This window comes from Pandoraea sp. XJJ-1, assembly GCF_026802345.1.
Taxonomy (GTDB): domain Bacteria; phylum Pseudomonadota; class Gammaproteobacteria; order Burkholderiales; family Burkholderiaceae; genus Pandoraea; species Pandoraea cepalis.
In genome coordinates this window covers 4,277,492-4,296,052 of sequence record NZ_CP113827.1, presented here as the reverse complement: position 1 = coordinate 4,296,052, position 18,561 = coordinate 4,277,492, and the positions used below count along the sequence as shown (strand labels likewise).

Here is an 18,561-nt window from a genome sequence, read left to right as displayed (position 1 = left end):
CCTTGCGGTAAAGTACGCTCCATGCGCTTCGATCCCGAACCCATTTCGCATGGCCAGACCGGCAAGACGGCCGTTCTGCTGATTAACCTAGGCACGCCCGACGAGCCGCGTCCCGCGGCCGTGCGCCGCTATTTGCGCGAGTTTCTGTCGGATCCTCGCGTCGTGGAAATTCCCTCGTTGATATGGCAGCCGTTGCTGCGGCTGGTAATCCTGCCGTTCCGCTCGCGCCAGTCGGCGCAGAAATACGCGACGATCTGGACGCGCGACGGCTCTCCGCTCAAGGTGAACACCGAATACCAGACGAACGCGTTGCGGGCCTTGCTGCACGCGAACGACTACGACGTGGTCGTCGACTACGCCATGCGCTACGGCAACCCGTCGATTCCGGAGCGCATTCGTGCGCTGCGGCAAACTGGCGTCGAGCGCATTCTGGTTCTGCCGCTCTATCCCCAGTATTCGAGCAGTACGACCGCCACCGCGACCGATGCCGTATTCCGCGTGCTCGGCCGGCTGCGCAATCAGCCCGATGTGCGCACGGTGCGCGACTATCACGATCATCCGGCGTACATCGAGGCATTGCGTCAGCAGGTCGAAGGCTACTGGCAGCAGCACGGCCGGCCCGATTTCTCGGCAGGCGAGCGACTGTTGCTGAGCTTTCACGGCGTGCCGCGCCGCACGCTCGACCTAGGTGATCCTTACCATGATCAGTGCGTAAAGACCGCGCGTGCGCTGGGCGCCGCGCTGGGCCTCGACGAGACGACCTGTCGTCTCACGTTTCAATCGCGTTTTGGCAAGGCCGAATGGCTCCAGCCTTACACGGCACCCACGCTCGAAGAGCTGGGCCGTGGCGGCACACCCCGTGTCGATGTGTTCTGCCCCGGCTTCACGTCGGACTGTCTCGAGACGCTCGAGGAAATCAATATGGAAGGGCGCCACGCGTACCTGTCCAGCGGCGGCAAGGCATTCCATTTCATCCCATGTCTGAACGGTGCGAGCGCCTGGATCACGGCGCTTGGCGAAATTGCTGCGCGTCACCTGCAAGGGTGGCCGGTGCTCACGCCCGAGGGCGCCGCTCAGGCGTCGGCGGCGGCGGTGGCATCGACCCGGCAACGGCAAGTCGCGGCCGTGGCGGCGTTCGACGAAGCCAATGCGGCGGCGGCAGCGTCGGCCTTATCGGCGCAGGGCCAACCCGGAGCGGACACGTGAGCGTCAAGGTGGACGATTCGCCGCAGGCCGCCACCCGCATCGACAAATGGTTATGGGCGGCGCGCTTCTTCAAGACGCGTTCCCTCGCCACGCAAGCCGTCGACCGTGGGCGGGTGCTGTGCAACGACGCCCGGGTCAAACCGGCGCGCGACGTGCGCCCGGGGGACCTTGTCACGGTGGATAACGGCAGCACGCGCTGGGAAGTGCGTGTGAAGGCCATCGCGGAAGTCCGGGGCTCGGCCCCGGTGGCACAGTCGCTGTATGAAGAGACCGACGCCAGTCGGCGCATGCGTGCGGATGAGAGTGAACGCCGACGTTTGTTTCAGGAGCCCGCGGCGCAAATGCACGGGCGGCCGACGAAACGGGATCGACGGCGTCTCGGTGGCGTTGGCGAATAGAGGGGACGTGCGAGAGCGCTGACCCGTCGATGAGACGGCCGCGCCCTCGGGTGACTAGCGCGAAGGAATTCCGGTATTGGACGAATGCACCGGAACGCCCGGCATTTCAAAGTCGTGATACAGCACCGCCCGCACGCCACCGTATTCGGTATCGCGGGGGGTGACTGCGCCGGACAAGCAGATCGTAATCGTTACCGTCGTCACCAACGCAAGGATGAAGACAACAGCCAGTGGCAGCTTCATGATGCGCTCCTGAGAGAACGCTCGACGGGACGGGGGATGTCCGGCGAGCGGCCGGGTTCAGCGCGGCACATACATCCGCTGAACCGTATTTCATGTTAGGTCGCAGCAACGGCCGATACAATAGTGGACTCGTAACGCGTGTAACCGGATATTTATCGGCACGCGGCGCGCACCGGCATGGCGCACAGCGCGCCGCCAGCCCTTGAAATCGGTGTGAACGCCCCTACTATCCAAAGGGATTTGAACCGGTGGCGCATCGTCGTGGTGCGCCGCAAGAACCTTTTGACGACTCAAGCTCATGACTGAACCGCAAAACACCCCCGATCAGCCGATTCCGTCCCAGGCCGAAGCGGCCCCGACCGACGCGGCGGGCGCGAACGACGCGCTGCCCTCGGTCGAGGCGCAACTGCTGGCGGCCCAGGCCGAAGCGGCAGCCCTGCGCGACGACGCCTTGCGCGCGCGCGCCGAGATGGAGAACGTTCGCCGCCGTGCGGAAGAGGACGTGGCAAAGGCGCGCAAATTCGCCGTCGAGAGCTTCGCGGAGAACCTGCTGCCGGTGATCGACAGCCTGGAAGCGGCCGCGGCCGACAAAAGCGGCGATGTGGCCAAGCTCCAGGAAGGCGTCGCCCTGACGTTGCGCCAGCTTGTCTCGGCGCTCGAACGCAGCCGGGTGACGGTCATCGACCCGGCCGGTGCGAAGTTCGATCCGCATCAACATCAGGCCATTTCGATGGTGCCCGCCGAGCAGGAACCGAACACCGTCGTCGCGGTACTGCAAAAGGGCTACCTGATCGCCGATCGCGTGCTGCGCCCGGCGCTCGTGACCGTCGCGGCGGCCAAGTAATCGGGTCGCGCCGGCGTCGAACGTCATGACATCATGGCAAGTTTCGGCGTTCCGGCAACCGTCACGGCATTCCCGGCCGTGGACTGCACGGGCGTCATTCCGATGGATACGCTGGCATGACGCGGGGTAAAACCGGACGACAAGAAGGGTCTTGAAATGGACCGGGCTGCACCCATATGACGTGCAGATCAACGATTTGAGCGGGCCACAGGCCCCACGGAACGACGCAAAGGACGCTAGGAGAAATAAACATGGGCAAAATCATTGGTATCGACTTGGGCACCACGAACTCGTGCGTGGCCGTCATGGAAGGCAATCAGGTCAAGATCATCGAGAACGCGGAAGGTGCCCGCACCACGCCGTCGATCATCGCCTATATGGAAGATGGCGAGATTCTGGTCGGCGCACCGGCCAAGCGCCAGGCGGTGACCAATCCGACGAACACGCTGTACGCTGTCAAGCGCCTGATCGGCCGTCGCTTCGAAGAAAAGGAAGTGCAAAAGGACATCGGCCTGATGCCTTACAAGATTGTCAAGGCTGACAACGGCGATGCCTGGGTGGAAGTGCGCGACCAGAAGCTGGCCCCGCCGCAGATTTCCGCCGAAGTGCTGCGCAAGATGAAGAAGACCGCCGAGGACTACCTGGGCGAGCCGGTCACGGAAGCCGTGATCACGGTGCCGGCCTACTTCAACGACAGCCAGCGTCAGGCCACGAAGGACGCCGGCCGTATCGCTGGTCTGGAAGTCAAGCGCATCATCAACGAGCCGACCGCTGCCGCACTGGCATTCGGTCTGGACAAGAAGGAAGGCGGCGACCGCAAGATCGCGGTGTATGACCTGGGTGGCGGCACGTTCGACATCTCGATCATCGAAATCGCGGACGTGGACGGCGAACACCAGTTCGAAGTGCTGTCGACCAACGGCGACACGTTCCTCGGTGGCGAAGACTTCGACCAGCGCATCATCGACTACATCATCGGCGAGTTCAAGAAGGAACAAGGCGTCGATCTGTCGAAAGACGTGCTCGCGCTGCAACGCCTGAAGGAAGCGGCGGAAAAGGCCAAGATCGAACTGTCGTCGAGCCAGCAGACTGAAATCAACCTGCCGTACATCACGGCCGATGCCTCGGGTCCGAAGCACTTGAACCTGAAGATCACGCGCGCCAAGCTCGAAGCGCTGGTCGAAGAGCTGATCGCCCGCACGATCGATCCCTGCCGTCTGGCCATCAAGGATGCCGGCGTGAAGGTGAGCGACATCGACGACGTGATTCTGGTCGGCGGGATGACCCGCATGCCGAAGGTGCAGGAGAAGGTCAAGGAATTCTTCGGCAAGGAACCGCGCAAGGATGTGAACCCGGACGAAGCCGTGGCCGCGGGGGCCTCGATTCAGGGCTCGGTCCTCTCGGGTGACCGCAAGGACGTGCTGCTGCTCGACGTGACCCCGCTCTCGCTCGGTATCGAAACGCTGGGCGGCGTGATGACGAAGATGATCACGAAGAACACCACGATCCCGACGAAGCACTCGCAAGTGTTCTCGACGGCCGACGACAATCAGCCGGCCGTGACGATCAAGGTGTACCAGGGTGAGCGCGAGATGGCCGCCGGCAACAAATCGCTGGGCGAGTTCAATCTCGAAGGCATTCCGCCCGCCGCACGGGGTACGCCGCAGATCGAAGTGACCTTCGACATCGACGCCAACGGCATTTTGCACGTCGGCGCGAAGGACAAGGCCACGGGCAAGGAAAACAAGATCGTCATCAAGGCGAACTCGGGTCTGTCGGACGCCGAGATCGAGCAGATGGTCAAGGATGCCGAGCTGAACGCCGAGGAAGACAAGAAGGCGCGCGAACTGGCCGACTCCCGCAATCAGGGCGACGCCCTCGTGCACAGCACCCGCAAGGCGCTGACGGAGTACGGCGACAAGATCGAAGCCTCGGAAAAGGAAGCGATCGAGTCGGCCATCACGGCGCTGGAAGGCGCGCTGCGCGGTTCGGACAAGGCGGACATCGATGCCAAGGTCGAGGCGCTCGGCACTGCCAGCCAGAAGCTCGGCGAGAAGATGTATGCCGACATGCAGGCGCAAGCCGGTGCTGCGGGTGCCGCGGGCGCCGAGCCGGGCAAGCCGCATGACGATAACGTCGTCGACGCCGAAGTGAAGGACGTCACCGACAAGAAGTAAGGCGTGCATGGCGCGCGACGCTCGTGAATGTGCGTCGCGTGTAGGCCGGGTATCGAAGTTCTCTGCCAAGGGAATCTCGACCCGGCTTTTTGCCTGATGGCGACATGCGCCAACATTGGAAAGACTTATGGCCAAACGTGATTACTACGAAGTGCTTGGCGTTGCCAAGAACGCCGCCGACGACGAAATCAAGAAGGCGTATCGCAAGCTGGCGATGAAGTACCATCCGGACCGCAATCCGGACAGCAAGGACGCCGAAGAGAAGTTCAAGGAAGTAAAAGAGGCGTACGAGATGCTCTCCGAGCCGGAGAAGCGTGCCGCGTACGACCAGTATGGTCACGCGGGCGTCGACCCGAACATGGGCGGCTTCGGCGGGGCAGGCGGTCAGGGCTTCGGCGGCTTCGCGGACGCGTTCGGCGATATTTTCGGCGACATCTTCGGTCAGGGCGGCCCTGGCGGTGCGGGTGCCCGTGGTGGCCGGGGCGGTCCGCAGGTGTATCGCGGCGCAGATCTGCGCTACAACATGGAGATCACGCTCGAGCAGGCCGCGAACGGTTTCGACACGCAGATTCGCGTGCCGAGCTGGGACGAATGCGAGATCTGCCACGGCAACGGCGCGAAGCCGGGCACGAAGCCCGAGACCTGCCCGACCTGTAACGGATCGGGCGCGGTGCGCATGTCGCAGGGCTTCTTCAGCATTCAGCAGACCTGCCCGAAGTGCCACGGCACGGGCTCGTACCTGCCCGACCCCTGCACGAACTGCCACGGCTCGGGCAAGATCAAGAAGACCAAGACGCTGGAGATCAAGATCCCGGCGGGTATCGAAGACGGCATGCGCATCCGTTCGGGCGGCAACGGCGAACCGGGTGTGAATGGCGGTCCTGCGGGCGACCTGTATGTGGAAATCCACATCAAGGCGCACAACGTGTTCGAGCGCGACGGCGACGATCTGCATTGCCAGATGCCGATTTCGTTTGCGACGGCGGCCCTCGGCGGCGACATCGACGCCCCGACGCTGCACGGCAAGGCGACGTTCGAAGTGCCGGAAGGCACGCAGACGGGCAAGACGTTCCGCCTGCGCGGCAAGGGCATCAAGGGCCTGCGCGCGAGCTATCCGGGCGATCTATACGTGCATGTGCAGGTGGAAACGCCGGTCAAACTCGACGACAAGCAGAAGCAAATGCTGCGTGACTTCGATACCGCACTCAAGGCCGGCGGCGCCCGTCACAGCCCACAGACGAAGGGTTGGTTCGACCGCGTGAAGCAGTTCTTCGAGTAATTCCATGTCATGTGAAGCCCCTTTGGCCGCGTTCGCGCTGTTGGACGACAGCGCGGATCCGGCCGGCGGGGCGCGTCTGTATACCGGGCTCGTGCGCGAGGTGACTTGCGACGAGCCCGATGTGCTTTCGGACGCGCTTCGCGAAGTGGAAGACGCCACGCGTCACGGCCTGCATGCCGTGTTGCTGGCCGACTACGAATTCGGTGTGCGTCTCGCGGGCGTACAGACGGTGGCGGCGCGGCGAGCACGGGGACGATTGCGCGCCCTGCTGTTTCGCGAGTTGCAGCGGCTCGACGCGACGCAAACGCAGGCGTGGCTGTCGCAACGCGAAGCGGCCGATGCCTGTGACGGCAGCTTGGCACCCGTCATTTCCGGTAACGGCGACGGCGTTACGCCGCCCGGCGTGGCCGGGGTCGCGGCGCTGCAAAGCGACGTGAGCGATGCAGCCTTCGACGACGCCATCGCCCGCATCCACGACTGGCTCTCGCAAGGCGAGTGCTATCAGATCAACTACACGTACCGTTTGAATTTCGACGCGTTCGGCTCGCCCGTCGCGCTGTATCGCCGGCTGCGTGCGCGTCAGCCGGTACCGTACGGTGCGCTCGTCATGTTGCCGGGCGCGTCGGGCGTGGCCGGCCGGGCGATTCTTTCGCTCTCGCCCGAACTGTTCCTGCGTCATTCGCGCGGCCAGATCGAGGCGCGTCCGATGAAAGGCACGGCGCCGGCCAGCGGCGACGCATCGGAGGACGCCGAGCGCAGCGCCGCGCTCGCGGCCGACGAGAAGAACCGCGCCGAGAACGTGATGATCGTCGATCTGTTGCGCAACGACCTCGGACGGCTCGCGATACCCGGCTCAGTCGCGGTGCCGAGGCGCTTCGAGGTGACGCGATTCGCGAGTGTCCTGCAGATGACCTCGACCGTCACGGCGACGCTGCCGCAAGCGACGACGTTTGCCGACGTGTTGCGCGCGCTGTATCCCTGTGGTTCGATCACGGGTGCGCCGAAATATCGCGCGATGCAACTGATCGGTGAACTCGAGGCGTCGCCGCGCGGGCTCTATACCGGCGCGATCGGCTGGCTGGATGCACGCGAAGACGACCCGCACGCGCTCGGCGACTTCTGCCTGTCCGTCGCGATTCGCACGCTGGAACTCGATGCGCCCGACGCCAGCGGGTTGCGGCGCGGACGATTGGGGGTCGGGGCGGGCATCGTGCTCGACAGCCGGGCGCACGAGGAGCGCGCAGAGTGCAAGCTCAAGGCGCGTTTCCTGAGTGCGCTCGATCCGGGCTTCGAACTCTTCGAGACGATGCAGGCGACGCAGGCGTCGGGCGTGGCCCATCTCGCGCGGCACGTGGCGCGCCTGGCGGCGTCCGCGAAGTGGTTCGGCTTCCGGTTCGATGAGGCGGCCTTGCGTGCACAGATCGATGCGGTTGTCGCCACGCTGGGCGAACACGACGTTCACCGCGTGCGTCTGGCGCTCTCGCATGACGGCACGGTCGCGATAACGCACGCCGTGCTGGCACCGCTACCGGGCAAGTCGGTCAAGGTGCTGCTAGCGGCGGCCAACGATCCCGCGAGCACGACGCGCGCGAACGACCTGTTCCTGCGCCACAAGACCACGGTGCGTGCGCGTTACGATGCGGCGTGGAAGGAGGCGGAAGCGAATGGGGCGTTCGACATGCTGTGCTTCAATGAGCGCGGCGAGCTGACCGAGGGCGGGCGCAGCAATGTGTTCGTCAAGCGCGACGGTATCTGGATGACGCCGCGACTGTCATGCGGTGTGTTGCCGGGCGTGATGCGCGGGGTGATGCTCGACGACGCGAAATGGTCGGCGGTGGAGGCCGTGCTCACGCGAGACGACGTGCTGAGCGCACAGGCGATCGTCGTGTGCAATGCGCTGCGCGGCGCGCTGCCTGCGACGTTGCTGGAGGCTTCACTGACGACGCCACCGTCGATGGCATCAACAGCGCCATCAACAGCGCCACCGACGACGGCAAGCAACTGAGGCACGGCGGCGCCAACACACGCCGCCGTGCGTCATGCCATTAACTGCCCTGACGCGCTGCCATCTGCGGCACGAACAGTTCGCTCCACTTCGCGGGACGCGTCTTGATCGTGCCCGCGCGGCTCATGAACTCGACATACTGCATCAGGCCATTGGGCGTGGTGGTGAATTTCATGCCCGGATCGGCCAGAATCTGCTCGATGTCGGCTTGCGGCACGTTCATCTTCGACACGCGCAGGTAAGTTTGCGCGGCGCCGACGTGATCCTTGGCGATGTACGCGGCCGCTTCATCCTGGGCGTCCAGGATCGCCTGCACCAGCTTGGGATTCTGCACGGTGAACTGTTTCGGCGCGAAGACCACGTCGATGGTGATGTTGCCGAGCACGTCGGTGGAATTCAGCACGCGCTTGATGCGCGGATCCTTCAGTTCCTGGTACGAGAACGGCGGCGAGGTGAAGTGCGCCGTGATTTCCGTCTTGCCGGAGAGCAGGGCACTGACGGCTTCCGGATGGCTCAGGCTGACCGTCAGCGGATCGAGCTTCGCGTAGTTCTCGATACCGAAGGCCTTGGCCGCCGCCATTTGCAGCAGCACGGCGGACAGCGACGTCTTGATGCCCGGAATCGCAATCTTGTCCTTCGAGGTGAAGTCCTTGAGCGACTTGACGTTCGGATTGTTCGTGTTGAGCCAGAGCGGGCCGCTCGAGAGGGCCGACAGACCGATCACTTCCGAGCGCGGAATGCCGTGCGCCTTCGACCACAGCGTGACGAAGCCCGGCGCGCCCGTGCCCGCGACATCGAGATTGCCGGCGAGCATGGCGTCGTTGATGACGTTGCCGCCGTCGAGCACGGTCCACGTCGTCTTCACGTCGCCCAGGCCCAATGCCTTCGCGTGCTTCTCGACGAGATGCTGGTCGCGCATGACCATCAGCGGCAGATAGAGAATGCCGTAGCCGTGCGACAAACGCACGGTGCTCGCTTCGGCGTGCGCGACGTTGCCGAGCGTGGACAGGGCGGTCGTGGCAGCGAGCGTCAGCGCGCTTGCCCAGCGGGTGAAATGGCGTCGGTTCATGGTGTTGTTGTCTCCGGATAGTTGGAATTATTCATACCCCCGAAGGGGCGTCAATCAGACACTGCCGCAAAAAACGTGTGAATCGTGAGTCAGTGCTGCATGCCCCAGCGGTGCAGCGTGCGCTTTTCGATGCGGGCGAACAGCAGGTTCTCGACCGCGAGACCGATCAGGATCACGAAGAACAGGCCGGCGAACACATTGGCCGTCTCCAGCGAATTGCGGTTCTCGAAGATGTACCAGCCCAGACCGCCCGAGCCGGACGACACGCCGAACACCAGTTCCGCCGCGATCAGGGTGCGCCACGCAAACGCCCAGCCCACTTTCAGCCCGGTGAGAATGCTCGGGAACGCGGCCGGGATGAGCACATGCCGAACCAGCGCGAAACGCTTGAGCCCGTAGTTCTGCCCGACCATACGCAGCGTTTTCGATACACCGCGAAAGCCGCTGTGCGTGTTGAGCGCCACGGCCCACAGCACCGAGTGCACGAGCACGAAGATCACGCTGCCGTTGCCCAGGCCGAACCAGATCAGCGCGAGCGGCAGCAGTGCGATGGCCGGTAACGGGTTGAACATGGCCGTGAGCGTTTCGAGCAGGTCGTTGCCGATCTTCGAGCTGATGGCGACGGTGGTCAGCACGCCCGCGAGCCCGATGCCGATGCTGTAGCCGATGAGCAGCGTTTTGAGCGAGACGGCGGCGCGCAGCAGCAGCACGCCGCTGGTCAATCCGCCGGCGAAGGCGCTGACCGTGTCGGTGAAACTCGGGAAGAGCAGCGCGTTGTCGAGCCAGCGGCCGTAGATTTCCCAGATCACGGCGAGCACGCACAGGATGAGCGTCTTGCGCAGCCAGCTCAGCCGATACAGCGTTTCGAAGGTCGACAGCGGACGCTGAATCGACGACAGCTCGGCGGGCGTCGGTTCCAGCACGAATTCCGGCCGGTAGACGGCTTCGAGGGGCGCTTCAACGCTCGCTTGGGCGGACGACGGGGTGTGTTGCGAGGTCATGGCGTTCATGGCCGTCTCCTCAGTGGGCTGCGAACAGCAGTTGATCGATGCGCGTCTCGAGCGCGCTCTGGTGCGCCGTACCGAGTTGCTCCGGGGCGATGCTATTGAGTTCGGCCTTGACCTGGCCGGGGTGCGGGGAGAGGAGCAAAATGCGCGTGCCGATGCGAATCGCTTCGTCGATGCCGTGCGTGACGAACAGCACCGTGAAACGCGTGTCGTCCCACAGGCGCAGCAGTTCGTCCTGCATCTTGCGGCGGGTGAGGGCGTCCAGCGCGGCGAACGGCTCGTCCATGAGCAAGACGTCGGGCTCCATCGCCATGCCGCGCGCGATGGACACGCGCTGTTTCATGCCGCCCGAGAGCGTGTGCGGATAGCTGTCGATGAACTTCGCGAGGCCAACCTTTTCGATGTAGTGGGCGGCACGCTCGGCGGCGTCGCGTCGCTTGAGGCGACCGCTGGCGATCAGCGCGAACTCCACGTTCTGACGCACGGTTTTCCACGGCAGCAGTTGATCGAATTCCTGGAACACCATCATGCGATCGGGACCCGGTTCGGTGATCGTGCGGCCCTTGAGGCGAATCTCGCCGTGGACCGGCGGCAGATAGCCGCCAATGGCCTTGAGCAACGTCGATTTGCCGCAGCCCGACGGGCCGAGCAGCACGAACCGGTCGCCCGGATAGACGTTGAAGCTCACTTGCTGCGCGGCGGTCACCAGGTAATCGTCGGTCTTGTATTGCAGCGTGACGCCATCGATTTCGAGCAATGGCGGCACCGCGGGCGCAGGGGTCCCGGCGGCGCCCGCATGGGGGGCGTTGTGCATTGCGTGTCTCCTGAGGGATGCTTTTATAATCAGTTCCCATGCTAAGCAGCGAAGCTGTAGCGAAGCTGACACGTCGGGCGCGCAGCGCCCGAATTCAGGGGAAACCCCGAGGAAGTCGCCGGCGATTTCCGAGAGAATCCCGAGACCATCACGGACATTCGCCGGGAAGAATGCCGGGCGCCCCGTGATCACCATCGAAGGAGACTCAGGAACTATGCGCATCATGCTGGTGGAAGACACCGCCGATGTCGCCGAAGCGATTGCCACCCAGTTGCGTAGGCTCGGCCACGCGCTCGATTGCGAGACCGACGGCGCGGCCGCCGCGGCACGCATCGGCGACGATTACGACCTGCTGATCCTCGACGTCATGCTGCCGCACATCGATGGCTTCGAGTTGCTGCGACGCGTGCGCGAGCGTGGCCTGTCCACACGCGTGCTCATGCTCACTGCGTGCGCGGAGATCGAGGAACGGGTGCGTGCGCTCGATCTCGGGGCCGACGACTACCTCACCAAGCCGTTCGATTTTCGCGAGCTGGAAGCGCGCGTGCGAGCGCTCATGCGGCGCACCGGGCAGGACGCCACGAATCGGCTGACATGCGCCAACCTCACGTTGGACCGCAAGAGTCGCGGCGTCGAGGTCGATGGCCTGCCGATCGAACTGACGCGTCGCGAAGTGACGCTGCTCGAAATTCTTGCGGCGCGCCCGGGACGCATCTTCGGCAAAGACGAACTCATGGATCGCCTGTATGGCGACGAGCCGGCGCCAAATGCGAACGCCATCGAGCAATATGTGGCGCGTCTGCGCAAGAAGCTGGCCGCCGCGCAATTCCAGATTCGCACGTTGCGCGGACTGGGTTATCAACTCGTGCTGTCATGATCGTTCCCGGCCGTTCCCTGTATCTGCGGCTGGTCGTTCGCATGGGCGCTGTGCTGGCGTTCGCCGTGGCGGCGGTGCTGCTCGGCATCTGGTTCTCGACGCGCGCGGCCGTCGACCGCGCGTACGACCGCTGGCTGCTCGGCAGCGCGCTGCAGGTCGCGGAAAACACCTGGTATCAGAATGGCGAGGTCAACGTCGACGTACCGCTCGCCGCCTTTTCCGCCCTCGCGCCGGGCGATCAGATCTTCTACAACGTGCTCGATCCGAACGGCCGCTCGGTCGCGGGCGATTCGGAGTTCCGTCCCGATATTCCGTGGGACAAGCTGGCCGGCGGGCCGGTCGTGGTCGACGGCACGTACCAGGAGATGCCCATCCGCATCGCCATCGTCGGTCGCCGCATGCCGGTGAGCGCGCCGCATCCGTGGGCCGTGGTGGCACTGGCCCACACGCAGAACGCACGCGTGCGATTCACGCGTGGATTGGCGGACAACACTTTGCTCATCACCATCGCCACCGGTGTGCTGACAATGCTCGCGGCGTTGTGGACGCTGCGTCAGGCGCTCGCGCCGCTCAAGCAGATCGAAGCGGCCATCCGGGCGCGCGATTCGAACGACCTCGTGCCGTTGGCGGTGACGGCGCCGGCCGAGACGCTGGCGCTCGTCGGTGCAATCAATGACTTCATGCAGCGGCTGGCCACCTCGCGCGCGCTGATGCGTCGTGTCATCGGCGACGCCGCGCATCAATTGCGCACGCCGGTGACGGCGCTCACCGCGCAGGCGGAAATGCTCACGCAGACGCAGGACGAGGCGGCGCGTCAGGCACATATCGCGCGCATCCAGAAGCAGGCGCGTGGGCTGGGCGGACTCATTCACCAGTTGATCAATCACGCGATGGTGCAGCATCGCGCCGACAGCGTGGCGCCCACGCCGGTCGATCTGAAGGCGTTGTTGCCGGTGGCGATGCGCGAGACGCTGTCGTATGCAACACGCGATATCGATGTGGCCTTTCACGCACCGCCGACGCCCTGCATGATCGTCGGCGATGCCCTGAGCCTGCGCGAAGCGATCAAGAACGTGCTGGTCAACGCGCTGGCATATGGCGCACCGCATCGGCTTCACGTCGATGTGACGCGTGTCGACGATCAATGGCGCGTGCGGTTCTTCGACGATGGGCCGGGCATCCCCGAGTCGGAGTGGCAGCGGGTGCGCACGCCGTTCTCATCGCGTGCCGACGGACGCGAAGGGGCGAGCCTGGGGTTGGCGATGGTGGCCGAGGTGATGCTTGCACACGGCGGGACGATGACGTTCGAGGGGGGCCGCGACGCGGGGTTCGCCGTCGTGTTGACGCTGCCGATGGCCGGATGAGCGCGGAACGAATGCGCAAGGGGGCGCAAGGGGTGCGGCAGGATCGCGGGAGGTTCGAGCACGCGTGGCACATCAGCGTGGACCGAGGCAGCGGCGCGTTCGCGAACCGCTGCCTCATCAGCGCGTGGGCGGTGTCCGCTCGCTCAGAAGCAATGCGCTTGCGCGGGGAACGTGCCGTGCTTGACCGCTTGCACGTACGCTTCGATGGCGGCGGCAATGCTCGGCTGGCCTTCCATGAAGTTCATCGAGAACTTCGGTGACTTGCCGGGGAACACGCCGAGCATATCCTGCAACACCAGCACTTGTCCGTCGCATTCGGGACCGGCCCCAATGCCGATGGTCGGCATCGTCGGCACTTCCGGTGTGACGCGCGCAGCGACGGCGGCCGGAATGGCTTCGAGCACGACCAACTGCGCGCCTGCCGCTTGCAGCGTGCGCGCATCGTCGATCAACTGCGTTTGCGCAGCCTCTTCGCGCGCCTGAACCTTGAAACCGCCGAACGCGTGCACCGACTGCGGCGTGAGTCCCAGATGCGCACACACGGGAATGCTGCGCTCGACCAGAAAGCGCACCGTCTCGGCGAGCCACGCGCTGCCTTCGATCTTCACCATTTGCGCGCCGGCCTGCATGACGGCCACGGCGCTCTGATAAGCCTGCTCCTTCGTGCCATAGGTGCCGAACGGCAGGTCGGCCAGTACGAGTGCCTTGTCGACACTGCGCGCGACGCATTCGGTGTGATAACAGATGTCGCGCAACGTGACGGGCAACGTCGTGCGCTGGCCCTGGATCACGTTGCCGAGCGAGTCGCCAATCAGAATGGCGTCGACCCCCACGCGGTCGAGCAGCGCCGCGAAACTTGCGTCATACGCGGTGAGCATGGCGATCTTCTCGCCCCGCTCGCGCATCTGGGCAAGCCCGGGAACGGTCACGGCCTTGCGGTTGGATTCTTGCAGATAACTCATGTCAGCCTCGGTTCATGAGGTGTCACCCGCTCACCTGCGCGGCGCGGGCGACGATCAGGGGCGAGCGCCCTTGACGAAGACTTCCTTGCGTCCGCGCATCTGATCGATGCGTTCGACCAGCAGGGCGAAGTCATTGTCGTTATGCGCCGGGTCGAATTGTTCCGTGTCGACCGTCAATACCGGCGCAGCGGCGTAATGATAGAAGAATTCGCCGTAGATGTCGCACAGCGCGCGCAGATACGTATCGGGAATTTGCTGTTCCATCGGAATGGCGCGCTTCTGAATGCGCGCGAACAGCGTCTCGGGGCTCGCCTGCAGATGAATCACGAGGTCCGGCGCCCGGTGCGGCCGCTCGATGTGCGCCACGAGCCTGCGATACAGGTCGAGTTCGTCGGCCGAGAGCGTCAGGCGTGCGAACAGGCCATCTTTTTCGGGAAGAAAGTCGGTGAAGATCGGTTTGCCGTCGATCTCGCGCCGGGCAATTTCCGTCGCCTCGTCGACCCGTTGCAGACAGAACGACAACTGCGCGGGCATCGCGTAGCGTGCGCTATCGCGATAAAAACGTTCGAGAAAAGGATTGAGCGTGGGCTGCTCGAGCAACACTGTGGCGCCGGCGGCATCGGCCAGGCGCTGCGCCAGCGACGTCTTGCCGACCCCGATGGGGCCCTCGACGGCCAGGTAGCGAAAACGCCCGAGCACGGGCGATCTCATGACACGTAGGCGCGCTTCGTCGGGCAGCAGCACTGCGCGACGCGCTCGATGCGCTGGTCGGCGACGCCCAGCAGCAAGGCGCTCACGCGGCCCAGGCCAGGGATGTCGAGTTCAGGAGCGAGATCCGCGAGCGGGCGCAGCACGAAGGCGCGCGCGGCCATGCGCGGATGCGGGACGATCAGGTCGGGTTCGGCGATGCACTCGTCGCCGTACAGCAGCAGGTCGAGATCGAGCGTGCGCGGCGCATTCTTGTACGGTCGCTCGCGTCCGAAATGCAACTCGATCTTCAGGCACAGCGTGAGCAACTGATGAGCGCTCAGGCTCGTCTCAACGGCGACGGCGCAGTTGAGATAGTCGTCGCCGCTCGATTCGATGGGGGCCGTGCGATACAAGTCAGACTTGCCAATGATCGTGACGCCGATCTGCTGCGCCAGGCAGACGATGGCGTCCTTGATCGATTGGCGGGCGTCACCGAGATTCGCGCCGAGCCCGATGTAGGCAACAGTCATGAAGCACCTTCGGAACCATGCTGTCGCGATGATACCCGCTTGCCCTGATTCTCGCTGGTCGCGCTCTCGTTGCCGCCGCCCCCGTCGCCACGTTCGCCGCCCGAGCTTTCGCCACTGCTTCCGCCCGTCGGTTTGCGACGTCGGCGGCGACGCTTGGCGGCCGGCGTGGAGCCCGGTCCGCTGCCTTGGGAAAGCAGGGTGTCGCGTGTCGCGGCGTCGCCTTCGAGGAAGTCGGTCCACCACTGGCCGGCTTCGGCCGGGACTTCACCGGATTCGCAACGCAGCAGCAGGAAATCGTAACCCGCGCGCAGACGCGGATGCTCGAGCATGCGCAGCGGCGTGCGGCCAACGCGTTTGTCCAGGCGCACCTGCAAGCCCCAGATATCCTTCATGTCGGCGACGAAACGCCGCTGGATCGCCAGCTTGCCGGTTTGCGCGTCGAGCACGTCGTCCATCGCGAGATGCAGCGCCGGAATCGGATATTCGCCCGCACTTTGATAGGCCTGCCACTTTTCGAGCACGAGATGCCAGAGCAGCGCGGCGAACAGGAAGCCCGGCGAGACCGGCTTGCCTGCGCGGATGCGTGCATCGGTGTTGGCGAGCGCCAGCATGACGAATTTCTCGCCCAACGGCTGCTCCAGTACCACGTCGAGCAACGGCAGCAGGCCGTGATGCAGGCCCTGCTCACGCAGTTGCTGCACACACGCCCACGCGTGACCCGAGAGCAGCAGCTTGAGCATCTCGTCGAACAGACGCGCCGCTGGCACGTTGTCGATGAGTGGCGCGAGCTGTGTAATCGGCTCGGCCGTCGCGTCGTCGATCTTGAAGCCGAGCTTGGCCGCGAAACGCACCACGCGCAGCATGCGCACGGGGTCTTCGCGGTAGCGCGTGGCCGGGTCGCCGATCATGCGCAGCACGCGCTTCTGAATGTCTTCCCAGCCGTGGTGATAGTCGTGCACCGTCTGGGCCGCCGGATCGTAATACATGGCGTTGACGGTGAAGTCGCGCCGGGCAGCGTCTTCCTCCTGCTCGCCCCAGACGTTGTCGCGCAGCACGCGGCCCGATTCGTCGGTGACGTGCGTCTTGCGGTCGAGTTCGCCTTTTTTCGGACGACGTGCGCCGATCTGCTCGCTGTCGACGGCATCGACCAGCGCCCGGAACGTGGAGGTCTCGATGATCTCCTGGCCGAACTGCACGTGCACGATCTGGAAGCGGCGACCGATGATGCGCGCGCGGCGGAACAGGCGCTGGACCTGCTCGGGCGTGGCGCTGGTGGCGACGTCGAAGTCTTTCGGGGCAATGCCCAGCAGCAGATCGCGCACGGCGCCGCCGACGATGAAGGCCTTGAACCCGGCTTGCTGCAGCGTGTCGGTCACGCGCACGGCGTTCTTCGAGAGCAGGCTCGGATCGATGCGGTGGACCGAGGCGGGGATGACAACCGGCTTGCCGGTCGCGGGCAGGATGGCCTGGCTGTCTTTGCCAAGCAGTTTCTTGATGAGTTTGCGGATCACTGGAACAACTCGAGAATGGGCCAGCGACGCGCCAGCGCGATGTCGCGCAGCGCCTCATCGGGGTTCGTTGCCACCGGATGGTTCACCTTCTCCATCAGGGGGACGTCGTTGGCGGAATCGCTATAGAAAAAGACGTGGTCGAAATCGTGCCACGACTTGCCAAGGCTGGCGAGCCAGCCTTCGGTGCGCGTGATCTTGCCCTCGCGGAAGCTCGGTGTACCAACATAGTCGCCGGTATAGCGTGCGTCCGGTGCGTTCGGATTGTCGCCGGCCACGGCCGGTTCGGTGCCGATCAGGTGATCGATGCCGAACGCCCGGGCGATCGGCCGCGTGACGAACGTGTTGGTGGCCGTCACGATCGCGCACAGGTCGCCGGCCCGGCGGTGCGTGTCGAGCAGTTCGAGTGCTTCGGGACGAATGTGCGGCAGGATCGCTTCTTCCATGTACTGCGCATGCCACGCGTCGAGCTGGTCGCGCGGATAGCGCGCGAGCGGCGCGAGGCAGAAACGCAGATAAGCCGGCATATCGAGCCGGCCTTCGCAGTAATCCTGATAGAACGCCTCGTTGGCCTGTGCGTACGAATCACGCTCGACAGCACCCTGGCGCACGAGGAAACGACCCCACTCCTTGTCGCTGTCCGTGGGCAGCAGAGTGTGGTCGAGATCGAAGAGGGCTAAATTGGTCATTGCGCGAATTTTACCTGAAGCTAGGGGCGGCTTACCTGAACCGGCGCGATACCGGTCAGTTTTTCCCTTCGGGGACGGCCGGATCGGTGTGGGTCAGCATCTGGCGCAGCAACGGCAGGGTCACCGCGCGCTTTTGTTCCATCGAAAAGCGGTCGAGACGATCGAGCAACGCCATCAGGCTCGACATATCGCGCTCGAAGTGCGTGAGCAGATAGGCGGGCACGTCGGTCGCCAACTGCAACCCGCGCTCGCGGGCGGCATTCTGCAGCGCCTGCTTCTTGCCGTCGTCATCGAGTCCCACAATGTGAAATACGAGGCCCCAGCCGAGGCGGGTGCGCAGGTCTTCGCGCAGCGGCATGTCGACAGGGGGCTGGGCGCCTGCGGCCACGAAGGCACAGTGCGGGCGGGCGCGTGTCTCGTTGAACAGGTTGAAGGCGGCGATCTGCTGAGTAGGGGAGAGATGGTCGCAATCGTCGACGCAGTAGACCGTGCTCGCGTCGTCGAACGTGAAGGCGGCCAGCGGGCTGTTCGGGCGCAGATAGCGCGCGCTTGGGCCCACGGCATGGCACAGGGCCTCCATCAGGTGGGTGCGGCCGGACCCGGCCGTCCCCCAGAGGTAGATGCCGCGATCGCGTGCCGTGCCGGCCGAGAGTTCGGCGGGCAGGCCGGCGAGCGTTTGCGCCGCCTCGCGATTGGGCCCGACAATGAAATTGTCGAACGTGGCGGGCGGCGGTGTGCCGAGGTCGAGAAACAGTTGCTGGATCACGAACGAGGAAAGCCGGCAAAAGGCTGGCGGAGTGCGGTTTACAGGGCAAGCCGACGTCGGCTTGCGTCCGATATCCGGTTTGCATGCCGAAAGGGCACGCGCATCGGGTAAAATCGCATTTTACCGAACCTTG

At 64.7% G+C, this 18,561-nt stretch carries 17 protein-coding genes and 1 pseudogene; 8 read left to right on the top strand and 10 right to left on the bottom strand.

What is annotated here, in order from left to right; translation table 11 throughout:
- Positions 1-21: 21 nt before the first annotated feature.
- Positions 22-1,053 (top strand): annotated as a pseudogene (gene hemH, locus OYT13_RS19780) (ferrochelatase); the annotation flags it as partial.
- A gap of 149 nt (positions 1,054-1,202) precedes the next feature.
- Entirely contained in the window at positions 1,203-1,604 is a 402-nt protein-coding gene (locus tag OYT13_RS19775; RefSeq protein ID WP_150562597.1) for an RNA-binding S4 domain-containing protein, read from the top strand.
- Positions 1,605-1,658: 54 nt separating this feature from the next.
- On the opposite strand, the gene OYT13_RS19770 is transcribed toward OYT13_RS19775, so the two are convergent.
- The gene (locus tag OYT13_RS19770; RefSeq protein WP_017232021.1) at positions 1,659-1,847 is read right to left on the bottom strand and encodes a hypothetical protein; all 189 of its coding nucleotides are present in this window, start codon (positions 1,845-1,847) and stop codon (positions 1,659-1,661) included.
- Positions 1,848-2,145: 298 nt separating this feature from the next.
- On the opposite strand from OYT13_RS19770, the gene grpE reads away from it, so the two are divergent.
- From grpE to OYT13_RS19750, 4 genes are all read left to right on the top strand, one after another.
- The gene (gene grpE, locus OYT13_RS19765; RefSeq protein WP_017232022.1) at positions 2,146-2,691 is read left to right on the top strand and encodes a nucleotide exchange factor GrpE; all 546 of its coding nucleotides are present in this window, start codon (positions 2,146-2,148) and stop codon (positions 2,689-2,691) included.
- A gap of 251 nt (positions 2,692-2,942) precedes the next feature.
- Positions 2,943-4,868 (top strand): molecular chaperone DnaK, encoded by a 1,926-nt coding sequence (gene dnaK / locus OYT13_RS19760; RefSeq protein ID WP_017232023.1) that lies wholly within the window; start codon positions 2,943-2,945, stop codon positions 4,866-4,868.
- A 127-nt stretch (positions 4,869-4,995) separates the two neighbouring features.
- Positions 4,996-6,147 carry a molecular chaperone DnaJ gene (gene dnaJ, locus OYT13_RS19755; RefSeq protein ID WP_017232024.1) on the top strand — a complete coding sequence of 384 codons (1,152 nt, stop codon included), beginning with the start codon at positions 4,996-4,998 and terminating at the stop codon, positions 6,145-6,147.
- 4 nt (positions 6,148-6,151) lie between these two features.
- Positions 6,152-8,152 carry a bifunctional anthranilate synthase component I family protein/class IV aminotransferase gene (locus tag OYT13_RS19750; protein WP_268566850.1) on the top strand — a complete coding sequence of 667 codons (2,001 nt, stop codon included), beginning with the start codon at positions 6,152-6,154 and terminating at the stop codon, positions 8,150-8,152.
- A 40-nt stretch (positions 8,153-8,192) separates the two neighbouring features.
- Here OYT13_RS19750 and OYT13_RS19745 read toward each other — a convergent pair whose 3' ends face one another.
- From OYT13_RS19745 to OYT13_RS19735, 3 genes are all read right to left on the bottom strand, one after another.
- Positions 8,193-9,221: an ABC transporter substrate-binding protein gene (locus tag OYT13_RS19745; RefSeq protein ID WP_017232026.1), complete on the bottom strand. Its 1,029-nt coding sequence runs from the start codon at positions 9,219-9,221 to the stop codon at positions 8,193-8,195.
- 89 nt (positions 9,222-9,310) lie between these two features.
- Positions 9,311-10,231: an ABC transporter permease gene (locus OYT13_RS19740; RefSeq protein WP_017232027.1), complete on the bottom strand. Its 921-nt coding sequence runs from the start codon at positions 10,229-10,231 to the stop codon at positions 9,311-9,313.
- Positions 10,232-10,241: 10 nt separating this feature from the next.
- A complete protein-coding gene (locus tag OYT13_RS19735) occupies positions 10,242-11,042 on the bottom strand; it encodes an ABC transporter ATP-binding protein (protein ID WP_150562599.1) in 801 nt (266 codons plus the stop codon).
- Between the two features lie 214 nt (positions 11,043-11,256).
- Here OYT13_RS19735 and OYT13_RS19730 point away from each other — a divergent pair, with 214 nt between their 5' ends.
- Together OYT13_RS19730 and OYT13_RS19725 are read left to right on the top strand one after the other, a co-directional pair.
- The gene (locus OYT13_RS19730; protein WP_017232029.1) at positions 11,257-11,919 is read left to right on the top strand and encodes a response regulator transcription factor; all 663 of its coding nucleotides are present in this window, start codon (positions 11,257-11,259) and stop codon (positions 11,917-11,919) included.
- Positions 11,916-13,283: a sensor histidine kinase gene (locus tag OYT13_RS19725; protein WP_017232030.1), complete on the top strand. Its 1,368-nt coding sequence runs from the start codon at positions 11,916-11,918 to the stop codon at positions 13,281-13,283. Before OYT13_RS19730 ends, OYT13_RS19725 begins: the two co-directional genes overlap by 4 nt.
- A gap of 143 nt (positions 13,284-13,426) precedes the next feature.
- On the opposite strand, the gene panB is transcribed toward OYT13_RS19725, so the two are convergent.
- Genes panB through hda form a run of 6 tightly spaced genes read right to left on the bottom strand, consistent with a single transcriptional unit; the run spans position 13,427 to position 18,428 of the window.
- The gene (gene panB, locus OYT13_RS19720) at positions 13,427-14,245 is read right to left on the bottom strand and encodes a 3-methyl-2-oxobutanoate hydroxymethyltransferase (RefSeq protein WP_261938039.1); all 819 of its coding nucleotides are present in this window, start codon (positions 14,243-14,245) and stop codon (positions 13,427-13,429) included.
- Between the two features lie 54 nt (positions 14,246-14,299).
- On the bottom strand, positions 14,300-14,956 hold the full coding sequence (locus tag OYT13_RS19715; protein ID WP_026131614.1) for a deoxynucleoside kinase: 657 nt from the start codon (positions 14,954-14,956) through the stop codon (positions 14,300-14,302).
- Complete coding sequence (gene folK, locus OYT13_RS19710) at positions 14,953-15,465, bottom strand: 2-amino-4-hydroxy-6-hydroxymethyldihydropteridine diphosphokinase (protein ID WP_017232033.1); 513 nt, start codon at positions 15,463-15,465, stop codon at positions 14,953-14,955. Before folK ends, OYT13_RS19715 begins: the two co-directional genes overlap by 4 nt.
- On the bottom strand, positions 15,462-16,976 hold the full coding sequence (gene pcnB / locus OYT13_RS19705) for a polynucleotide adenylyltransferase PcnB (protein WP_268566849.1): 1,515 nt from the start codon (positions 16,974-16,976) through the stop codon (positions 15,462-15,464). Before pcnB ends, folK begins: the two co-directional genes overlap by 4 nt.
- Positions 16,973-17,662 (bottom strand): HAD family hydrolase, encoded by a 690-nt coding sequence (locus OYT13_RS19700; protein ID WP_268566848.1) that lies wholly within the window; start codon positions 17,660-17,662, stop codon positions 16,973-16,975. The genes pcnB and OYT13_RS19700 overlap by 4 nt, the downstream gene beginning before the upstream one ends.
- 55 nt (positions 17,663-17,717) lie before the next feature.
- Positions 17,718-18,428, bottom strand: a complete 711-nt coding sequence (gene hda / locus OYT13_RS19695; RefSeq protein WP_017232036.1) for a DnaA regulatory inactivator Hda — start codon at positions 18,426-18,428, stop codon at positions 17,718-17,720.
- Positions 18,429-18,561: the final 133 nt, after the last annotated feature.

What these genes read in the sequence shown, in the direction of transcription:
- OYT13_RS19770 (WP_017232021.1), bottom strand. Translation starts at nt 1,847, where the DNA reads ATGAAGCTGCCACTGGCTGTTGTCTTCATCCTTGCGTTGGTGACGACG.
- grpE (WP_017232022.1), top strand. Translation starts at nt 2,146, where the DNA reads ATGACTGAACCGCAAAACACCCCCGATCAGCCGATTCCGTCCCAGGCC.
- dnaK (WP_017232023.1), top strand. Translation starts at nt 2,943, where the DNA reads ATGGGCAAAATCATTGGTATCGACTTGGGCACCACGAACTCGTGCGTG.
- dnaJ (WP_017232024.1), top strand. Translation starts at nt 4,996, where the DNA reads ATGGCCAAACGTGATTACTACGAAGTGCTTGGCGTTGCCAAGAACGCC.
- OYT13_RS19750 (WP_268566850.1), top strand. Translation starts at nt 6,152, where the DNA reads ATGTCATGTGAAGCCCCTTTGGCCGCGTTCGCGCTGTTGGACGACAGC.
- OYT13_RS19745 (WP_017232026.1), bottom strand. Translation starts at nt 9,221, where the DNA reads ATGAACCGACGCCATTTCACCCGCTGGGCAAGCGCGCTGACGCTCGCT.
- OYT13_RS19740 (WP_017232027.1), bottom strand. Translation starts at nt 10,231, where the DNA reads ATGAACGCCATGACCTCGCAACACACCCCGTCGTCCGCCCAAGCGAGC.
- OYT13_RS19735 (WP_150562599.1), bottom strand. Translation starts at nt 11,042, where the DNA reads ATGCACAACGCCCCCCATGCGGGCGCCGCCGGGACCCCTGCGCCCGCG.
- OYT13_RS19730 (WP_017232029.1), top strand. Translation starts at nt 11,257, where the DNA reads ATGCGCATCATGCTGGTGGAAGACACCGCCGATGTCGCCGAAGCGATT.
- OYT13_RS19725 (WP_017232030.1), top strand. Translation starts at nt 11,916, where the DNA reads ATGATCGTTCCCGGCCGTTCCCTGTATCTGCGGCTGGTCGTTCGCATG.
- panB (WP_261938039.1), bottom strand. Translation starts at nt 14,245, where the DNA reads ATGAGTTATCTGCAAGAATCCAACCGCAAGGCCGTGACCGTTCCCGGG.
- OYT13_RS19715 (WP_026131614.1), bottom strand. Translation starts at nt 14,956, where the DNA reads ATGAGATCGCCCGTGCTCGGGCGTTTTCGCTACCTGGCCGTCGAGGGC.
- folK (WP_017232033.1), bottom strand. Translation starts at nt 15,465, where the DNA reads ATGACTGTTGCCTACATCGGGCTCGGCGCGAATCTCGGTGACGCCCGC.
- OYT13_RS19700 (WP_268566848.1), bottom strand. Translation starts at nt 17,662, where the DNA reads ATGACCAATTTAGCCCTCTTCGATCTCGACCACACTCTGCTGCCCACG.